At 74.2% G+C, this 15137-nt stretch carries 14 protein-coding genes and 1 pseudogene; 6 read left to right on the top strand and 9 right to left on the bottom strand.

What is annotated here, in order from left to right:
* Positions 1–36: 36 nt before the first annotated feature.
* From ACFYE3_RS17290 to ACFYE3_RS17280, 3 genes are all read right to left on the bottom strand, one after another.
* Positions 37–1779, bottom strand: a complete 1743-nt coding sequence (locus tag ACFYE3_RS17290) for a M23 family metallopeptidase (protein WP_387611170.1) — start codon at positions 1777–1779, stop codon at positions 37–39.
* 297 nt (positions 1780–2076) lie between these two features.
* Positions 2077–2601 (bottom strand): mycothiol transferase, encoded by a 525-nt coding sequence (locus tag ACFYE3_RS17285; RefSeq protein WP_387611168.1) that lies wholly within the window; start codon positions 2599–2601, stop codon positions 2077–2079.
* 118 nt (positions 2602–2719) lie between these two features.
* Entirely contained in the window at positions 2720–4237 is a 1518-nt protein-coding gene (locus tag ACFYE3_RS17280; RefSeq protein ID WP_387611166.1) for an MFS transporter, read from the bottom strand.
* Between the two features lie 122 nt (positions 4238–4359).
* Here ACFYE3_RS17280 and ACFYE3_RS17275 point away from each other — a divergent pair, with 122 nt between their 5' ends.
* On the top strand, positions 4360–4905 hold the full coding sequence (locus tag ACFYE3_RS17275; protein WP_387611163.1) for a TetR family transcriptional regulator: 546 nt from the start codon (positions 4360–4362) through the stop codon (positions 4903–4905).
* A 9-nt stretch (positions 4906–4914) separates the two neighbouring features.
* On the opposite strand, the gene ACFYE3_RS17270 is transcribed toward ACFYE3_RS17275, so the two are convergent.
* Positions 4915–5511: a uracil-DNA glycosylase gene (locus tag ACFYE3_RS17270; RefSeq protein ID WP_387611160.1), complete on the bottom strand. Its 597-nt coding sequence runs from the start codon at positions 5509–5511 to the stop codon at positions 4915–4917.
* The gene (locus tag ACFYE3_RS17265) at positions 5508–6755 is read right to left on the bottom strand and encodes an FAD-dependent oxidoreductase (protein WP_387611157.1); all 1248 of its coding nucleotides are present in this window, start codon (positions 6753–6755) and stop codon (positions 5508–5510) included. Before ACFYE3_RS17265 ends, ACFYE3_RS17270 begins: the two co-directional genes overlap by 4 nt.
* A 195-nt stretch (positions 6756–6950) precedes the next feature.
* Between ACFYE3_RS17265 and ACFYE3_RS17260 the strand changes: the two genes are divergently transcribed.
* Positions 6951–7508, top strand: coding sequence for a dihydrofolate reductase family protein (locus tag ACFYE3_RS17260; RefSeq protein WP_387611155.1), 558 nt, complete (start codon positions 6951–6953; stop codon positions 7506–7508).
* Positions 7509–7529: 21 nt separating this feature from the next.
* On the opposite strand, the gene ACFYE3_RS17255 is transcribed toward ACFYE3_RS17260, so the two are convergent.
* Entirely contained in the window at positions 7530–9227 is a 1698-nt protein-coding gene (locus ACFYE3_RS17255) for a RecQ family ATP-dependent DNA helicase (RefSeq protein ID WP_387611152.1), read from the bottom strand.
* 211 nt (positions 9228–9438) lie between these two features.
* Between ACFYE3_RS17255 and ACFYE3_RS17250 the strand changes: the two genes are divergently transcribed.
* The 3 genes from ACFYE3_RS17250 to ACFYE3_RS17240 all read left to right on the top strand — a co-directional run bounded on the left by ACFYE3_RS17250 (position 9439) and on the right by ACFYE3_RS17240 (position 11443).
* On the top strand, positions 9439–10191 hold the full coding sequence (locus tag ACFYE3_RS17250; RefSeq protein WP_368833243.1) for a TSUP family transporter: 753 nt from the start codon (positions 9439–9441) through the stop codon (positions 10189–10191).
* A gap of 157 nt (positions 10192–10348) precedes the next feature.
* Positions 10349–10885 carry an FG-GAP repeat domain-containing protein gene (locus tag ACFYE3_RS17245; RefSeq protein WP_387611149.1) on the top strand — a complete coding sequence of 179 codons (537 nt, stop codon included), beginning with the start codon at positions 10349–10351 and terminating at the stop codon, positions 10883–10885.
* Positions 10886–10927: 42 nt separating this feature from the next.
* Complete coding sequence (locus ACFYE3_RS17240) at positions 10928–11443, top strand: hypothetical protein (RefSeq protein ID WP_387611146.1); 516 nt, start codon at positions 10928–10930, stop codon at positions 11441–11443.
* Between the two features lie 10 nt (positions 11444–11453).
* Here the strand turns inward: ACFYE3_RS17240 and ACFYE3_RS17235 are convergent, their stop codons facing one another.
* Together ACFYE3_RS17235 and ACFYE3_RS17230 are read right to left on the bottom strand one after the other, a co-directional pair.
* Entirely contained in the window at positions 11454–11876 is a 423-nt protein-coding gene (locus ACFYE3_RS17235) for a ChaB family protein (protein WP_387611143.1), read from the bottom strand.
* Between the two features lie 37 nt (positions 11877–11913).
* Positions 11914–12816 (bottom strand): SDR family oxidoreductase, encoded by a 903-nt coding sequence (locus tag ACFYE3_RS17230; protein ID WP_387611140.1) that lies wholly within the window; start codon positions 12814–12816, stop codon positions 11914–11916.
* A 200-nt stretch (positions 12817–13016) separates the two neighbouring features.
* On the opposite strand from ACFYE3_RS17230, the gene ilvD reads away from it, so the two are divergent.
* Entirely contained in the window at positions 13017–14708 is a 1692-nt protein-coding gene (gene ilvD, locus ACFYE3_RS17225) for a dihydroxy-acid dehydratase (RefSeq protein ID WP_387611137.1), read from the top strand.
* Between the two features lie 87 nt (positions 14709–14795).
* On the opposite strand, the pseudogene ACFYE3_RS17220 reads toward ilvD, so the two are convergent.
* Positions 14796–15137 (bottom strand): annotated as a pseudogene (locus ACFYE3_RS17220) (SRPBCC family protein); the annotation flags it as partial.

The raw sequence follows: 15137 nt of genomic DNA, 5'->3' as shown, positions 1-15137 counted from the left end.
TGCCCTCGTCACGCCTGCATAACTCCGCGCAGGACGTCAGGGACGGACCGTCACACCCGCTCCGGGGGCCGCCGCGGGCGGGACGGCCGGATCCGCCCCGGCGGCGTCAGCGCCCTCCGCCGAGGCGACGGCGCCGGACGGGCCGGCCGGGTCGGTGGCCTCGGCCGGGTCCGTGGCCGGCGCGGACGCCGTCCTGGGGGCCGGGCGGTCCGGCTCCGGGTCCTTGTCATTGAGGATCCCGTCCCCGTCGCGGTCCGGGTCGTCCTCGTTGCGCAGACCGTCCCCGTCCATGTCCGGGTCCACGTCGTTGCGGACCCGGTCCCCGTCGATGTCGTCGTCCAGCTCGTTGGGGACGCCGTCGCGGTCGATGTCGGGATCCTCCACGTCGATGGTCCCGTCCCCGTCGGTGTCCCGCACGGCGTCCGGCACGACGACGGGAGCGACTCCCGGCTCGAGCTCGGGCTCGGGCTCGGGCTTCACCTCGGGCACGGGTACAGGCTTCACCTCGGGCACGGGGACGGGCTGCACCTCGGGCACGGGCTTCGGCGCGGGTACGGGCTTGACGTCGGGCACCGCGGGAGGCGGGGCAGGGTTCCCGGAAGCCGGCGGCGTCGGCACGGTAGCGGGCGGAGGAGCCGTCACGACCGGGGTCGTCGGAGACGGTGCGGCCTCCACCGGCGGCACGGGCTGCTCGACGGTTCCGGTCTTCCCGGTCTTTGCCTTCTTCGCGGCCTCTTCCTTCTTCCCGGCCTCTGCCTTCTTGGCGGCGTCGGCCTGCTTCTTCGCGGCGTCGGCCTTCTCCGCCGCCTCCGCCTTCGTGCGGGTCTGCGTCTTCTCGGCGGACTTCGCCTGCTTCTTCGCCGCCTCGGCCTTCTTCGCCGCCTCGGCCTTCTTCGCCGCCTCGGCCTTCTTGGCCGCGTCCGCCTTCTTCGTCGCCTCGGCCTTCTGCGCCGCCGGGTCCTCGACCGTGTCCGGGACGGGGACCTCGAGGGAGTACTTGCTGCGGGAGGCGGGGATGACGCGCATCCCGTCGACCCAGTCGAAGGACTGCGGGTCGACGGCCTGTCCGTCCACCCAGGTCTCGAAGTGCAGGTGCGGGCCCGTGACCCGCACGCCGGTGGCCCCGACCGTGCCGAGCTGCTCGGAGGCGGCGAGCCGGTCGCCGGTCCGCACCCGGACGTCCTCGAGGTGGTTGTAGGTGGTCCTGATCCCGTCCGCGTGGGTGACCTCCACGCGGTTGCCGCCCCAGACGTCCCAGAACACGTCCGTCACCACGCCGTCGAGGGCGGCGACGACCGGCAGGCCCGCCGCGGCGGAGACGTCGGTCCCGTTGTGGAACTCGCGCCCGCCGCGGTCGGGCGCGATCCGCCAGCCGAACTGCCCACCGGACAGGACGGCACCGGGGCGGGTCGGTGCGATGATCGTGTTGACGGGCAGCTCGCCCTGGTAGAGCTTCGGCGCCTGCCGGCCCGGGCGCACCGTCGAGGCCGCCTCGCGGCCGCCGTCACCGCGGCCCGTTCCTGCCCGCCAGGAGCCCTGGCCCGCGCCGCCGTCCCGCACGGGCGAGGCAGTACGGTCCTCCCGCAGCGGTCCGGCCGGAGGGGTGGTCTGCTCCTGTCCGGCCGCGAGCAGGCTCCAGCCGCTGTCCGGCCGCTCGGCGGAGGCGGCCGGAGCCCCGAAGGCCGAGGCCCCCCGTTCGCCGCCGGCCCCCGGTGCGATGCCCGCGCTGACGGCGACGCTGACGGCCACGAGGGCCGAGAACGCGGTGAGGGCGGTCACCGGCGAGGAGGCACGGTGACGCAGATCGGTGTGGGCAGGACGGCGAGAGGAGTCGCGGGGCATGACGGTGTTTCCCCCAGGATGTCGCGGCGAGCGACGAAAAGATCGTGCAGGAGTTCGAGGTGCTGGGACCCAGCGTGATCAGCTTAAGCGAACGGACCCTGACCACCGAGGAAACTCCCGTCCCCACATCAGCGCCTTGTCATGCGACGACTTGATGCAGATGCAAATGGGTGGAGTGGGCGGAACCTCCCGCGCGACTCGCCCGCACGGACCGGGGTCCTCCGCGGGAGGCGGTCAGTAGGGCCCGGACCACCCGTCGTCGAGCAGGCCGCGGACGTAGGCGGCCTGTCCCAGGTGCTGCGCGGCGTCGTCGACCGTGCTCACCAGGCGCACCCCGCGGGTGACGGGCGGGGTCCACGACCGGTCCACCACGTCGCCGAGCTGGGCGTCCGTGAGCCCGTGCACGTAGGCCACCGTGCGCTCGACCACCGCGTCGAGGTAGCCGCGCAACAGGTCGGGGGACGTCACCCGGATCCGCGCGACGTCCTCCGGGCCCTGGCCGAAGCCCGTGGCGGAGTCGGGGACGTCGAGCCCGAACCGCCCGCTCCACCCCTCCGCGGTCCACACCTCCTCGGTGCCGGCGAGCTGGGCCACCTGCGCGTCCTGCTGGCGGGCCGCGTGCCACACCAGCCAGACCACGGAGTTCGCGGTCCCGCCCGGCATGGTGTTCAGCACCTCCGCCGAGATGCCCTCGAGCACGTGCTCCGCCACCTCGGACGGGCGGTGGGCGGCGTCCTCGAACAGTTCCTGCGGCGTCATCGCAACCACTCCCTCCGTACGGGGAGACCGGGCCGGCCCCTGCCGCCGAGCCTACGTCCCCCCGGAGCCCGGGGAGCCGCGCCACCGTCCGGTGACGCGGCTCCCCGGCGGCGGCACGTCAGCGCGTGGCCGGCCGCAGCATGCGGGCGACCGTGAACGCCGCCAGGACCACGACGGCCGTCATGACCACCACCGTCCAGTGCATGCCCGCGGTGAACGCGTCGACCGCCGCCTCCCGCACGGCGGGACCGAGCGCCCCGGCGCCCTCCGCGATCTCGACGGCTCCGCCGAGGGTCTCGTGCGCCGCGGCCGACGGGCCGGCACCCAGGGCCGCGGGCAGCTCGAGGTGGCGCTGGTAGAAGGCGGTCAGCAGTCCGCCGAGCACCGCCGTGCCCAGCACCGCACCGACCTCGTAGCCGGTCTCCGAGATCGCCGAGGCCGCGCCGGCCTTGTGCGGCGGGGCCGCCGTGAGGACGAGGTCGTTGGACAGCGTCTCGGCGAGCCCGATGCCGGTGCCGACCAGGCAGAAGGCCACGAGCACCACCACGGCGCCGGCGGCCGCGGAGAGGTCTGCGAGGGCCACCACGAGGAAGCCGACCGAGGACAGGAGCATCCCCGCCGTGATCACGGTCCGGGGCGTCAGCCACCGCACGGCGCGCACGGCCACGAAGCCGGCGAGGACCGTGAGGACGAGGCCGGGGACCATGGTCAGGCCCGCGGTCATCGGGTCCAGGCCGACCACGAGCTGCAGGTACTGGGTCAGCATGAACAGGAACCCGTAGAGCCCCACGTTGCCGAGGACGTTGACGGTGACGCCGCCCCTGAAGCCCGGGTGCCGGAACAGGGCGAGGTCGAGCATGGGGTGCGCCAGGACCGCCTGGCGGCGGACGAACAGCACACCGGCCAGGACGCCGAAGGCCGCGCTGAGCAGGCCGTGGAAGAGCTCCCCGGAGGCCGTCGCCGCCTTGATGCCGTAGACCACGGGGGTCATGGCGAGCATGGCGAGCAGCACGGACGGGGCGTCCACGGGTCCGGGCCGGGGGTCGCGCGACTCCGGCACCAGCACGGGACCGAGCACGAGCAGGGGCAGCAGCACCGGCACGGCCATGAGGAACACCGAGCCCCACCAGAAGTGGTTGAGCAGGAAGCCTCCGACGATCGGGCCCAGCGCGGCACCACCGCTGAAGCCGCCGGCCCACACCGCGATCGCGATCCGGCGCTGCCCCGGGTCCAGGAAGATGTTGCGCAGCAGGGACAGGGTCGCGGGCATCAGCATCGCACCGAAGAACCCCATGGCGGCCCGCCCTGCCACGAGCAGCTCGGCGGTGGGCGCGAAGGCCGATGCCGCGGAGACGGCTGCGAAGCCCGTGCCGCCGATCAGCAGCAGCCGCCGGCGGCCGATCCGGTCCCCGAGCGATCCCATGGGGATGAGCAGCCCGGCGAGCACGAGGGGGTAGACGTCCACGATCCACAGCAGCTGCGCCCCGGTGGGGTGCAGCGCCTGGGAGATGGTGGGCAGCGCGAAGCTCAGCGCCGTGTTGTCGACCGACACGAGCAGGACGGGCATCATCAGGACCGCGAGTGCGGCCCATTCGCGCGCGCCGGCCGTGGGGCGGGGCGTCAGCAGAGTGGTCATGGTTCACCTCCGGGGAACGGATCAGGATCGGACAGCCTCAGAAACTGTACCGTCCAGACGGTACAGTTATGTGCGAGCTGACACAATGGGCCCCACGTCCGACCCAGGGAGGTCTTCCTCACATGCCACGCCCACCCGTGGCCCGGGACAAGCTCCTGGCCGCCTTCGAGCAGATCGTCCTCGACGACGGCGAGCGCGCCGCGACCCTCGACGCCGTCGCCGCCGCCGCCGGAGTGTCCAAGGGGGGCCTGCTCTACCACTTCCCGCACCGCCAGGCCCTCGTGGACGCGACGCTGCAGCGGCTCGAGGAGCTCATGCACCTGGACCTCGAGGCCATGGCGGCGGCTCCGGACGGGGCCGCGCGCTACTTCCTCGTCACGTCCCTGTTCGAGGACAGCCGGCTGGACCGGGCCCTGATCGTGGCCTCCCGGCTGGTCCAGGCCGGGGACGAGAACGCCCGGGCCGCCCTCAAGCGGCTCGAGGAGGCGTGGTACGGGCTGATCCTCGCGGATGTGGGGGACCCGGTGGTGGCGACCGCGATCCAGCAGATGGGCGACGGGCTCTACCACAACGCGTCGATCGGGCTGCTGCCCGACGGCAGCGCGCAGCGGCACACCATCCTGGAGCACCTCCTGGCCGCGGTGGACCGGCTCAGCCCACGCCCCTGAGCGGCCGGTTCAGGCCCGCGCCGCGGCGGCGGCCGTGCGCAGCGCGACGAGGATGCGCTGCCGGGTCTCGGCCCGGCGGTGGCCGTTGCGCAGCGACGGGTGCGGCACGCCCAGCACGGGCAGCAGCCGCGGGGGCTCCTCCACGGTGAGCAGGCGCATCATCCCGGTGAGCGCCGGGGCCCCGAAGGTCACGACGACGCGCAGCTCCGGCAGCGCCCCGACCAGCTCGCGGAGAGCAGGTCCCGCCTCGACGAGGTCCTCGACCCTCGGCGGCCGCTGCCGGCCGCCCTCGTCCCGCAGCGCCCAGGGCACCACGTTCCAGCGCAGGCAGTCGCCGCGGGCCAGCCCGGACTCCTCCCGCAGCGCCCGGAAGGTCCGGGCGGTGGGATCAGGGTTGTCCTCGGAGCTGAACCCCAGGTCCCCGGCGGCCACGGTGGCCGGCCCGGGCGCCTCCATGAGCACGAGCACCCGGGCCGCGGTGCCGCCGCCGTCGGGATCGACCCACGGCACGAACCGGCCGCCGTGGCGCCAGGAGCGCACCAGGGCGTTGAGCGGGGCCACGTGGGGCTCGTCCACCCGGGCGCGCTTGTCCGGGACCGGGGTCATCCGCGTGCCGCGCCGTCCGTCGCGCGCAGCTCGGCGGGGACGTGCTCGGGCCGGAGGCCGATGCCGATGGCCCGCCCGGTGAGGTGCGGCAGGAACGGCAGCGCCCGGACCACCCCCAGGGGCACCGGGGGCCTCGGCCGCGCCCCGGCCCGGGCGGGCACGAGCCGGCGGGCCAGCACGAGCTGGAACAGCTGGGTGGCGCGCGCCGGCCACGCCCGCCGGCGCTGCACCCGGGCGAGGTCCCGCGCCCGCACCCCGCCGTGCAGCAGGCGCGGCCCGAGCAGATTCGCCGCCGCGACCGCGTCCTGGATCGCGAGGTTGATGCCCACGCCGCCGGCCGGGGACATCGCGTGCGCGGCGTCGCCCAGGAACAGCACCCCGGGCCGCCACCAGCGGCGCAGTCGGTCCACGCGCACGCGCAGCAGCTTCACCTGGTCCCAGTCCTCGATCGCCGCGAGCCCCTCCCCCAGCCCGGGGGCGAGCGCGCGCACCCGGTCCCGGAAGGCCTCCAGCCCCTGGGCGCGCAGCGCGTCGTGCTCCCCGGCCCGCACGATCATCGCGGCCTGCCAGTAGCCGGTGCGCGGCAGGGCGACCACCGCGCCGTCGCCGGCGTTGAACAGTGGCTGCTCCTGCCCCTCGCGGCGGGGCACGCGGAACCACAGCACGTCCATCCGGGACGGCGAGGCCGTCGGGACCAGCCCGGCCGCGGCCCGCAGCACGGAGTCGCGGCCGTCGGCGGCCAGCACCAGCTCGGCCCGGATCCGCACCGGCGCCCCGTCGTCGTCGTGCGCCGTGACGCCCGTGCACCGGCCGTCCTCGACGAGCAGGCCGTCGGCGGCCGTGGAGCGCAGCAGCCGGAAGCCGGGCAGCGCCTCGCCCTTCTCGGCGAGCAGGTCCAGGAAGTCCCACTGCGGCAGGAACGCGATGAACGGGCAGCGCACGGGCAGCCGGTCGAACCGCCCGACCACGACCGTCTCCCCGCCGAGGGACACCGTGGCGCGCTCCACGCGGGTGTGCGGCAGCGCCAGGACGTCCTCGAGCCAGCCGAGCTCGGCCATCAGCTCCAGGGTGGAGGGGTGCAGGGTGTCGCCGCGGAAGTCGCGCAGGAAGTCCCCGTGCTTCTCCAGCACGACCACGTCCACGCCCTGCCTGGCGAGCAGCACCCCTGCCATCAGCCCGGCCGGGCCCCCGCCCACCACGCAGCACGTGGTCCGCACCTGCTCCGCCGCCTGCTCCTCCGCCACGGGTGCCTCCCGGACCCTCGCCTGACCGCCGTCCCTGCCGACGATCCCACCGGGGTGGCGGCCGCGCAAGAGGCGGTGCGGCCCGCGTCCCGGCCGGACGCGTCGTGCCGCGCCGCCCCCCTTCCCCCGGCCGCGCGGGAGCACCAGAGTGGGAACCGCACGGAGGACCGCCGACCGCACCGACAGGAGAACCCCATGGGCACGCTGATCGTCACCGAGTTCATCACCCTCGACGGCGTCGTCGACTCCCCCGGCGGCGGCCCGCACCCGCACGCCGGCTGGACCTTCCGGCACGTCGCCTACGAGGAGGCCGCCTACGAGCTCAAGGACCGGGAGCAGAAGGAGGCGGCCGCGATGCTGATGGGCCGGGTGAGCTACGACGAGTTCGCCCCCGTCTGGCCGTCGATGGAGGACTTCGCGGAGTACAACGCCATGCCCAAGTACGTGGTCTCCTCCACCCTGGCGGACCCGCAGTGGCACAACACCTCCGTGCTGCGCTCCCTCGACGAGGTCGCGACGCTCAAGGCCACGGTCGACGGCACCATCCTCGTGCACGGCAGCGCCACCCTGGCCAAGGGCCTCGCCGCCGCGGGGCTCGTGGACCGGTACCACCTGCTGGTGTTCCCCGTGCTGCTCGGCGCGGGCCGCCGTCTCTTCGACGACAGCACCGACACGTTCCGCACCCTGGAGCTGGTGGAGCACGAGGCCTACGCCAACGGCGTCCTCAAGTCCGTCTACGACGTCGTCCGCTGACCGGCGGCCGGCCCCCGGAGGTCACGGCCCCTCTCCCCGCCGCTCCTCCGGTCCGCGCTCCAGCAGGCCCTCGTGCTCCTCGATCAGGCGCAGGGAGAGCTCCTTGTAGCCGACCGAGTCGAACAGGACGGTGATCCGGTCCGGCTCCGCGCCCATCACGATCCCGTGGCCCCACTCGCGGTGGGTGACCGGGGTCTGGATCCCCCAGCCGTGCGGGGTGGCGGCGGCCCGCTCGGCGGCCTCGGCGGCGGAGCCCGTCTCCGCGCAGGTGTCGCAGTTGCCGCACCAGCCGTCGGTCTCCTCGCCGAAGTAGTTGAGCAGCCAGTCCCGCCGGCACCCGTCCGTCTCGGCGTACCCGCGCATCATGTCGATCCGCGACCGGTCGATCCGGTGCTGGGCCTCGGCCTCCGCGAGCGCGGCGGCCACGGCGGCCTCCGGCGTGGCCCCGCCCACGGCACGGCAGCCCTGCGGCCCGGCGAGCACGCCGCCGCTGTGCTCGAGGAGGTGCAGGGCACGGGCCTGGGCGCGAGGGCCCAGGCCCGTGCGCTCGCGCAGCTCACGGGCCCGGACCGGCCCGTGCCGGCGGACCGCGCGGAAGACCACCTCGAGGTCCTCCTGCCCGGGGGCGGCGCCGGCGAAGTACTGCTGGAGCCCCAGGTCCTCGGAGCGGTAGTGCAGTACGGCGAGGGCCGGTCTCCCGTCCCGGCCGGCCCGGCCGATCTCCTGGTAGTAGCTGTCCAGGGAGTCGGGGATGTCCGCGTGCACCACGAAGCGCACGTCCGGCTTGTCGATGCCCATCCCGAAGGCGGTGGTCGCCACCACCACGTCCAGCTCGTCGCCGAGGAACCGGGCGTGCACGTCGTTCCGCTCGGACCGCGTGCGCCCCGCGTGGTAGGCCTCGGCGCGCACGCCGCGCCGGGTCAGCTCGGCGGCGTAGTCCTCCGTCTCCCTGCGGGTCGCGACGTAGACCAGCCCCGGGCCCACGAGCCCGGAGACCTCGTCGAGCACCGCCCGGCGCTTGTCGGAGGCCTGGTGGTGGCGCACCACCCGCAGCTCGATGTTGGGCCGGTCGAAGCTGTGCACCAGGACCAGGGGGTCGCGCAGGCCCAGCCGGTCGACGATCTCGGCCCGGGTGTGCGGGGACGCGGTGGCGGTCAGGGCGACGACGGTCGGGCGCCCCAGCCGTTCGACCGCCTCCTGGAGCACGAGGTAGTCGGGGCGGAAGTCGTGACCCCACGAGGAGATGCAGTGCGCCTCGTCCACCACGAACAGGGACGGCGGATGCACGGCGAGCCGCTGCGTCGTCTCCTCCCGGGCCAGCTGCTCGGGGGCGAGGAAGAGGAACTTCGCGTCCCCGCGCTCCACGGCCCCCCAGGCGGCGCGCTCACGGCGCGCCCCCACCGTGGAGTTCAGCGCGAAGGCGACCTCCGCTCCGAGGTCCTCGTTGATCGCCTCGACCTGGTCGTGCTGGAGGGCGATCAGCGGGGACACCACCACGGCGGTCCCGGGCAGGACGGTGCCCGGCACCTGGTAGATCGCGGACTTGCCGTGGCCGGTGGGCATCACCGCCAGGACGTCGCGGCCGCCGGCCGCCGCCGCCATCGCCTCGAACTGCCCCTTCCGGAACTCCTCGATGCCGAAGCAGGACGCGGCGACCTCCCGGAGCCGTTCCACGGGAACCGGTGCGGTGGACTGTTCCGCGCCCCTGGCGGCGCTCACCGGTGCAGCACGGGAACCGGGCGAGGACGGTCACGGATTCGTGCTCGCCGCCGCTGATCCAGGTCTCGGCCGATGCTCATGACGCACCTCTCGGTCGACGTCGCCTCACGGGCTCCCATGACCACAAGGCTACTTATCGAATCTGGGAGGAACCACGAAGGACCACCGCGGGCCCGTGTGCGGTCCGGGACCGGGCGGCCGGGGGCGCAGAATGGGACCCGTGGAGATCATCGTCATCGCGGCGCTCGCGATCCTCGTGGGCTCGGTCCTGCAGCGCGTCTCGGGCACCGGGGTCGGCCTCGTCGTGGCCCCGACCCTCGCCCTGCTGCTGGGCCCCGCCACGGGCGTGCTCGTGACCAACGCGACGACGACCGTCTCCGGCTTCCTCATCATGCTCTCGGTGTGGCGGCACGTGGACTGGCGGCGCTTCGCCCTCATCGCCCCGGCCGCGGCGGTGGGCGCTGTGCCGGCGGCGCTCGTGGTCCGCGAGCTGCCCGCCGCGTGGCTGCAGGTGCTGGTGGGCGGCGTGGTGCTCCTGGCCCTGACCACCATGTTCGGGCTCCCCCGCCTGCCCGAGTGGACGGGGCGGCTGCCCACGGTGCTCGCCGGCGCGATCGGGGGGTTCTTCAACACCACGGCGGGGGTGGCCGGCCCCGTCATGGTGATCCACTCCCGGCTCGCCCGGTGGGAGCAGCGCTCCTTCGCCGCGACCCTGCAGCCGGTGTTCATGACGATGGGCGCCCTGTCGGTGCTCACCAAGACCCTGCTCGGGGCGGCCGGGACGGGCGGGATGCCGCCGTGGTGGGTGGCGCCCGGGGTGGTCCTCACGGTCGTGCTGGGCGTGCGGATCGGCGGGGTCGTCGCCCGCCGCGTGCCCCTGAGCACCGCGCGCACGGTCGCGCTCGTCCTGGCAGGATTGGGCGGGGCGATCACGCTGGTGCGCGGACTGCTGGGCGTGCTCTGAGCGACGGAGACGACCGTCGACGACATCGCCGCACGTCGCACTTCGCACTTCGGCAACGAAGCGTTGCGCGGCGGATCCCGGCAGGTCCTCCGGAACTAGGCTGGACCCACCGACTCGGGGGGCATCCATGGATCGTCAGCGGCATCTCCGTCTGCCGGTGGGACTGGCCTCCGCCGTGCTGCTCGTCGCGGCGGCCGCCCCTCCCTCTGCGGCGGCGGAGCCGGGGAGCTTCAGCTACGCCCAGGGCTGGCGGGTCGGACAGCACCCGCGGGAGCTGGCCGACGTCAACGGCGACGGGCGCGCCGACGCCGTGGGCTTCGGTGATGCCGGTGTCCTCGTCGGGTACGGCCTCGACGACGGCACCTTCTCCCCCGCGACGCTGAAGGCGAGCTCCTTCGGCCGGGACCAGGGCTGGCGGGTCGACAGGCACGAACGCGCACTGGCGGACCTCAACGCCGACGGACGGGCCGACGTCGTCGGCTTCGGCGAGGACGGCCTGTACCTGTCCTACTCGGTGCCCAACGGGGTCATCACCACGCCCACCCACTCCGACCCCGACCTGGCGGACTACGGCGTCGACCAGGGCTGGCGGGTCGACCGGCACCCACGGAAGCTGGCGGATGCCACCGGCGACGGGCGGGCCGACGTCATCGGCTTCGGCGACGCCGGGACCTATCTCTCCGTCGCGAGTTAGGAGGACGACCTCCTCGCGGAGCTCAGGCCCCCAGTGCTCGGCGTGGGCGACTTCGGCCACGACCAGGGCTGGCGGGTCGACCGGCACCCGCGGCAGCTGGCCGACGTCGACGGCGACGGACGGGCCGACGTCATCGGCTTCGGCGACGCCGGGACCTCCGTCTCCTACGCCCGGTCCGACGGGACCTTCAGCGCCGCCGCCCTGAAGGTCCGCGACTTCGGCCACGACCAGGGCTGGCGGGTCGACCGGCACCCGCGCTTCGTCGAGCAGGCCACCTCGGGGCAGGGCGCCGACGTGGTCGGTCTCGGCGACAGGGGTACGTACTTCTCCTTCTCCGGGGACGGGGAGTCGATGTCCCGGGCCTGGCTGGGGTTCGAGGAGTTCGGACACCTCCAGGGCTGGCGGGTCGACCGGCATCCGCGGGCGCTGGCGGACGTCAGCGGTGACGGCATTCCCGACGTCGTCGGATTCGGCGAGCGGCGGCCCGTGGTCGCGACGCTGCTGATCCACGCGGTCCCGCCCGACATCTTCGAGAACGACCCGGCGACGGGCGGCTGAGGGACCGGGGTCAGCCCTCGCGGGCGCGTCGCGTCGCGGCGTCGTTGGCCTTCCGGATCGCGTCGACCAGCTCCTTCTTGGTCATGTAGGAGCGACCCTCGACGCCGAGCCGCTTCGCCACCTCGTAGAGGTGGTGCTTCGAGGCGTTCGCGTCGACCCCGCCGGCGGTCTCCGCGCGGGAGTCGCGGCCGCCCGCGGCGTGCTCGTCGGAGGGCCCGTACTCCTCCTTGGCCTCCCAGTGGTCGCCGACCTTCTCGTGGGTGTGCTTGAGCGCGCTGTAGGCCGTGCGCGCCGCACGCTCCTCGTCGCCGTACTCCTCGAGCGCGGAGTCGTAGGTCTTGGCGAACGTGTCCTGCGCCTTCCGCCCCGAGCGCTGCAGGGTGGAGGGCAGCTCGCTCTTCCTGGCGTGCTCGTCCTTGCCGGTCTTGGGCACGAAGTGCTCCTTCCGTGGGGGGGGTGGGGGACGCCGCTCAGAAGACGGGCATGCCGCCGGTGACGCCGAGGACGGCGCCGCTGACGTAGCTGGCCTCGGCCGGGCAGGCCAGGAAGACGTAGGCGCCGGCCAGCTCCGCGGGCTGGCCGATCCGGCCCAGGGGCGTCTCCTTGCCCATGTTCGCGACCGCCCCGGGCTCCTTGGTGGCCGGCCCCAGCGGGGTCCACACGGGGCCGGGGGCGACCGCGTTGACACGGATGCCCTCGGGGCCGAGCTCGGCGGCGAGGTTGGCGGTGACGTTGTTCAGGGCCGCTTTCGTGGCGGCGTAGTCGAGCATCGACACCGAGGGGTCGTAGGCCTGCACGGACGTGGTGTTGATGATGCTGTCCCCGCGCCCCAGGTGCGGCAGCGCCGCGCGGCTGACCCAGAGTGTGCCGTAGAGGTTGGTGCGCACGGCCCGCTCGAGGTCCTCCGTGGCGAGCCCCTTGAGTCCCGCCTCCCCGCGGGCCCAGTGGAAGCCCGCGTTGTTCACGACCACGTTGAGCCCGCCGAGGCCCTCGACCGCCCGGTCCACGATGTCCTGGCAGCCCTGCTCCTCGCGCACGTCACCGGGGACCAGGACGGCCGTGCGTCCGGCCTTCTCGATCCACCCCGCCACGTCCTGGGCGTCCTCCTGCTCCTCGGGCAGGTAGTTGATCGCGACGTCGGCGCCCTCCCGGGCGAACGCGATCGCCACGGCCCGGCCGATCCCGGAGTCCCCGCCGGTGATCAGGGCCTTGAGCCCCTCGAGCCGGCCCCGGCCCACCCAGGACGCCTCTCCGTGGTCGGGCACGGGGTCCATGGCGGCGGTCAGCCCCGGGGGCGTCTGCTGCTGCTCCGGCATCCCGCCCTCGTCGTCGGCCATCGCGCGGGCGTGCTGGGAGACGGGTGCTTCAGGCATGTCGGGCTCCTTCAATCAGGTTGCTTATCTTTTCCTGCTCCCACCCTAGGAGGACGGGGGGCCCCTTGTCTCCCCCGGCGGGCACAAACTTCCGCGCCCGCCGTGGACAGGCCTCGACGCCCCTCGAGTTCCGTTGATAGGTTCGCGGCACGCCCTGCCCCGCGCACCCCACCGCGCACCGACGACCCGGGAGAGACCGCATGAGCCCCGACATGAAGCCCCGCAGCCGTCAGGTCACCGACGGCATCGACGCCACCGCCAGCCGCGGCATGCTCCGCGCCGTGGGCATGGGCGACGCCGACTGGGAGAAGCCCCAGATCGGCATCGCGAGCTCCTGGAACGAGATCACCCCGTGCAACCTCTCCCTGGACCGGCTCGCCCAGGGCTGCAAGGAAGGCGTCCACGCCGGAGGCGGCTACCCCCTCCAGTTCGGCACGATCTCGGTCTCGGACGGGATCTCGATGGGCCACGTGGGGATGCACTTCTCGCTGGTCTCGCGCGAGGTCATCGCGGACTCCGTGGAGACGGTGATGCAGGCCGAGCGCCTCGACGGGTCCGTGCTGCTGGCCGGGTGCGACAAGTCCCTGCCGGGCATGCTCATGGCCGCCGCCCGCCTGGACCTGGCCTCGGTGTTCCTCTACGCCGGGACCATCGCCCCGGGGTGGGTGAAGCTCACGGACGGCACGGAGAAGGACGTGACCATCATCGACGCGTTCGAGGCCGTGGGCGCGTGCAAGGCCGGGATCATGGGCAAGGCCGACCTGGACCGGATCGAGCGCGCCATCTGCCCGGGCGAGGGCGCCTGCGGCGGGATGTACACGGCCAACACGATGGCGTCCATGGCGGAGGCCCTCGGCATGAGCCTGCCCGGCTCCGCGGCCCCGCCCTCGGCGGACCGGCGCCGCGACCAGTTCGCCCACCGCTCGGGGGAGGCCGTCGTCGAGATGCTCCGGCAGGGCATCACCGCCCGCGACATCCTCACCCGGGAGGCCTTCGAGAACGCGATCACCCTGCTCATGGCACTCGGCGGCTCCACGAACGCGGTCCTGCACCTGCTCGCCATCGCCCAGGAGGCCGGTGTGGACCTCACCCTGGGGGACTTCAACCGGATCGGGGACCGCGTCCCGCACCTCGCGGACCTCAAGCCGTTCGGCCGGTACGTGATGAACGACGTCGACCGGCACGGCGGCATCCCCGTGGTCATGAAGGCCCTGCTCGACGCCGGGCTGCTGCACGGGGACGCCCTCACCGTGACCGGCCGCACGATGGCCGAGAACCTGGCCGCCCTGGACCCCGATCCCCTGGACGGCGACGTGATCCGCACGCTCGACAACCCGATCCACCGCACGGGCGGGATCACCGTCCTGCACGGCTCCCTGGCACCGGAGGGCGCGGTGGTGAAGTCCGCGGGCTTCGACGCCGAGGTCTTCGAGGGCCCGGCCCGCGTCTTCGAGCGCGAGCAGGCCGCGATGGACGCCCTCGAGGCCGGCGAGATCACGGCCGGGGACGTCCTCGTCATCCGCTACGAGGGCCCCAAGGGCGGGCCCGGCATGCGCGAGATGCTGGCCATCACCGGGGCGATCAAGGGCGCGGGGCTGGGCAAGGACGTGCTGCTGCTCACGGACGGGCGGTTCTCCGGCGGCACCACGGGACTGTGCATCGGCCACATCGCGCCGGAGGCCGTCGACGCCGGGCCGGTCGCGTTCCTGCGCGACGGCGACCCGATCCGGGTGGACCTGGCGGCCCGCTCCCTGGACCTGCTGGTGGACCCCGAGGAGCTGGCGCGGCGCCGCAGCGGCTGGGCCCCCCTGCGCCCGCAGTACGAGGGCGGCGTGCTGGGCAAGTACGTCAAGCTGGTGCGCTCGGCGTCGCTGGGCGCCGTCACCGGCTGACCGGCCGGTTCCGCCGCACCGGGCGTCCCGCTCGTGCGCCGGGCCCCGACCGCATGCGGTCGGGGCCCGGCGCACGAGCGGGACGGCTCAGAGCGGGCCGCCGGCGGGGCGGTCGCCGGTGCCCCGGGTGGTGGGGTCCACGTCCACGTCCGCGTCGACGGTGTCGTCGGTGAGGGCCCCGTCCACGGCGGGGATCGGCGGGACCTCCCCGGTCACGGTCTCCCCGGGCACTCCCGGTGAGACCGGTGCCACCGGCGCGGCCGGCGGTGCGGTCGACTCGAAGGTGACCGGCTCCGTGTCCGGGCCGGAGTCCTTCTTCTTCGCCGCCGCGGCCACCCCGGCGGCGGCCACCCCGGCGGCGGCCACACCCGCGGCGACCGCCTTGCCCGACACCCCGGCCTTGCCGTCGTCACCGCGGGAGGCCGCGGC

The organism is Kocuria arenosa, from assembly GCF_042879215.1.
GTDB lineage: Bacteria > Actinomycetota > Actinomycetes > Actinomycetales > Micrococcaceae > Kocuria > Kocuria arenosa.
This window is presented reverse-complemented; position numbering and strand designations above follow the sequence as displayed.

Bases quoted from the DNA above. Each gene is read 5' to 3' on its own strand.
- ACFYE3_RS17285 (WP_387611168.1), bottom strand. From the start codon at position 2,601: ATGACGCCGCAGGAACTGTTCGAGGACGCCGCCCACCGCCCGTCCGAG.
- ACFYE3_RS17270 (WP_387611160.1), bottom strand. From the start codon at position 5,511: ATGACCCCGGTCCCGGACAAGCGCGCCCGGGTGGACGAGCCCCACGTG.
- ACFYE3_RS17230 (WP_387611140.1), bottom strand. From the start codon at position 12,816: ATGCCTGAAGCACCCGTCTCCCAGCACGCCCGCGCGATGGCCGACGAC.
- ACFYE3_RS17260 (WP_387611155.1), top strand. From the start codon at position 6,951: ATGGGCACGCTGATCGTCACCGAGTTCATCACCCTCGACGGCGTCGTC.
- ACFYE3_RS17250 (WP_368833243.1), top strand. From the start codon at position 9,439: ATGGGACCCGTGGAGATCATCGTCATCGCGGCGCTCGCGATCCTCGTG.
- ACFYE3_RS17280 (WP_387611166.1), bottom strand. From the start codon at position 4,237: ATGACCACTCTGCTGACGCCCCGCCCCACGGCCGGCGCGCGCGAATGG.
- ACFYE3_RS17275 (WP_387611163.1), top strand. From the start codon at position 4,360: ATGCCACGCCCACCCGTGGCCCGGGACAAGCTCCTGGCCGCCTTCGAG.
- ilvD (WP_387611137.1), top strand. From the start codon at position 13,017: ATGAGCCCCGACATGAAGCCCCGCAGCCGTCAGGTCACCGACGGCATC.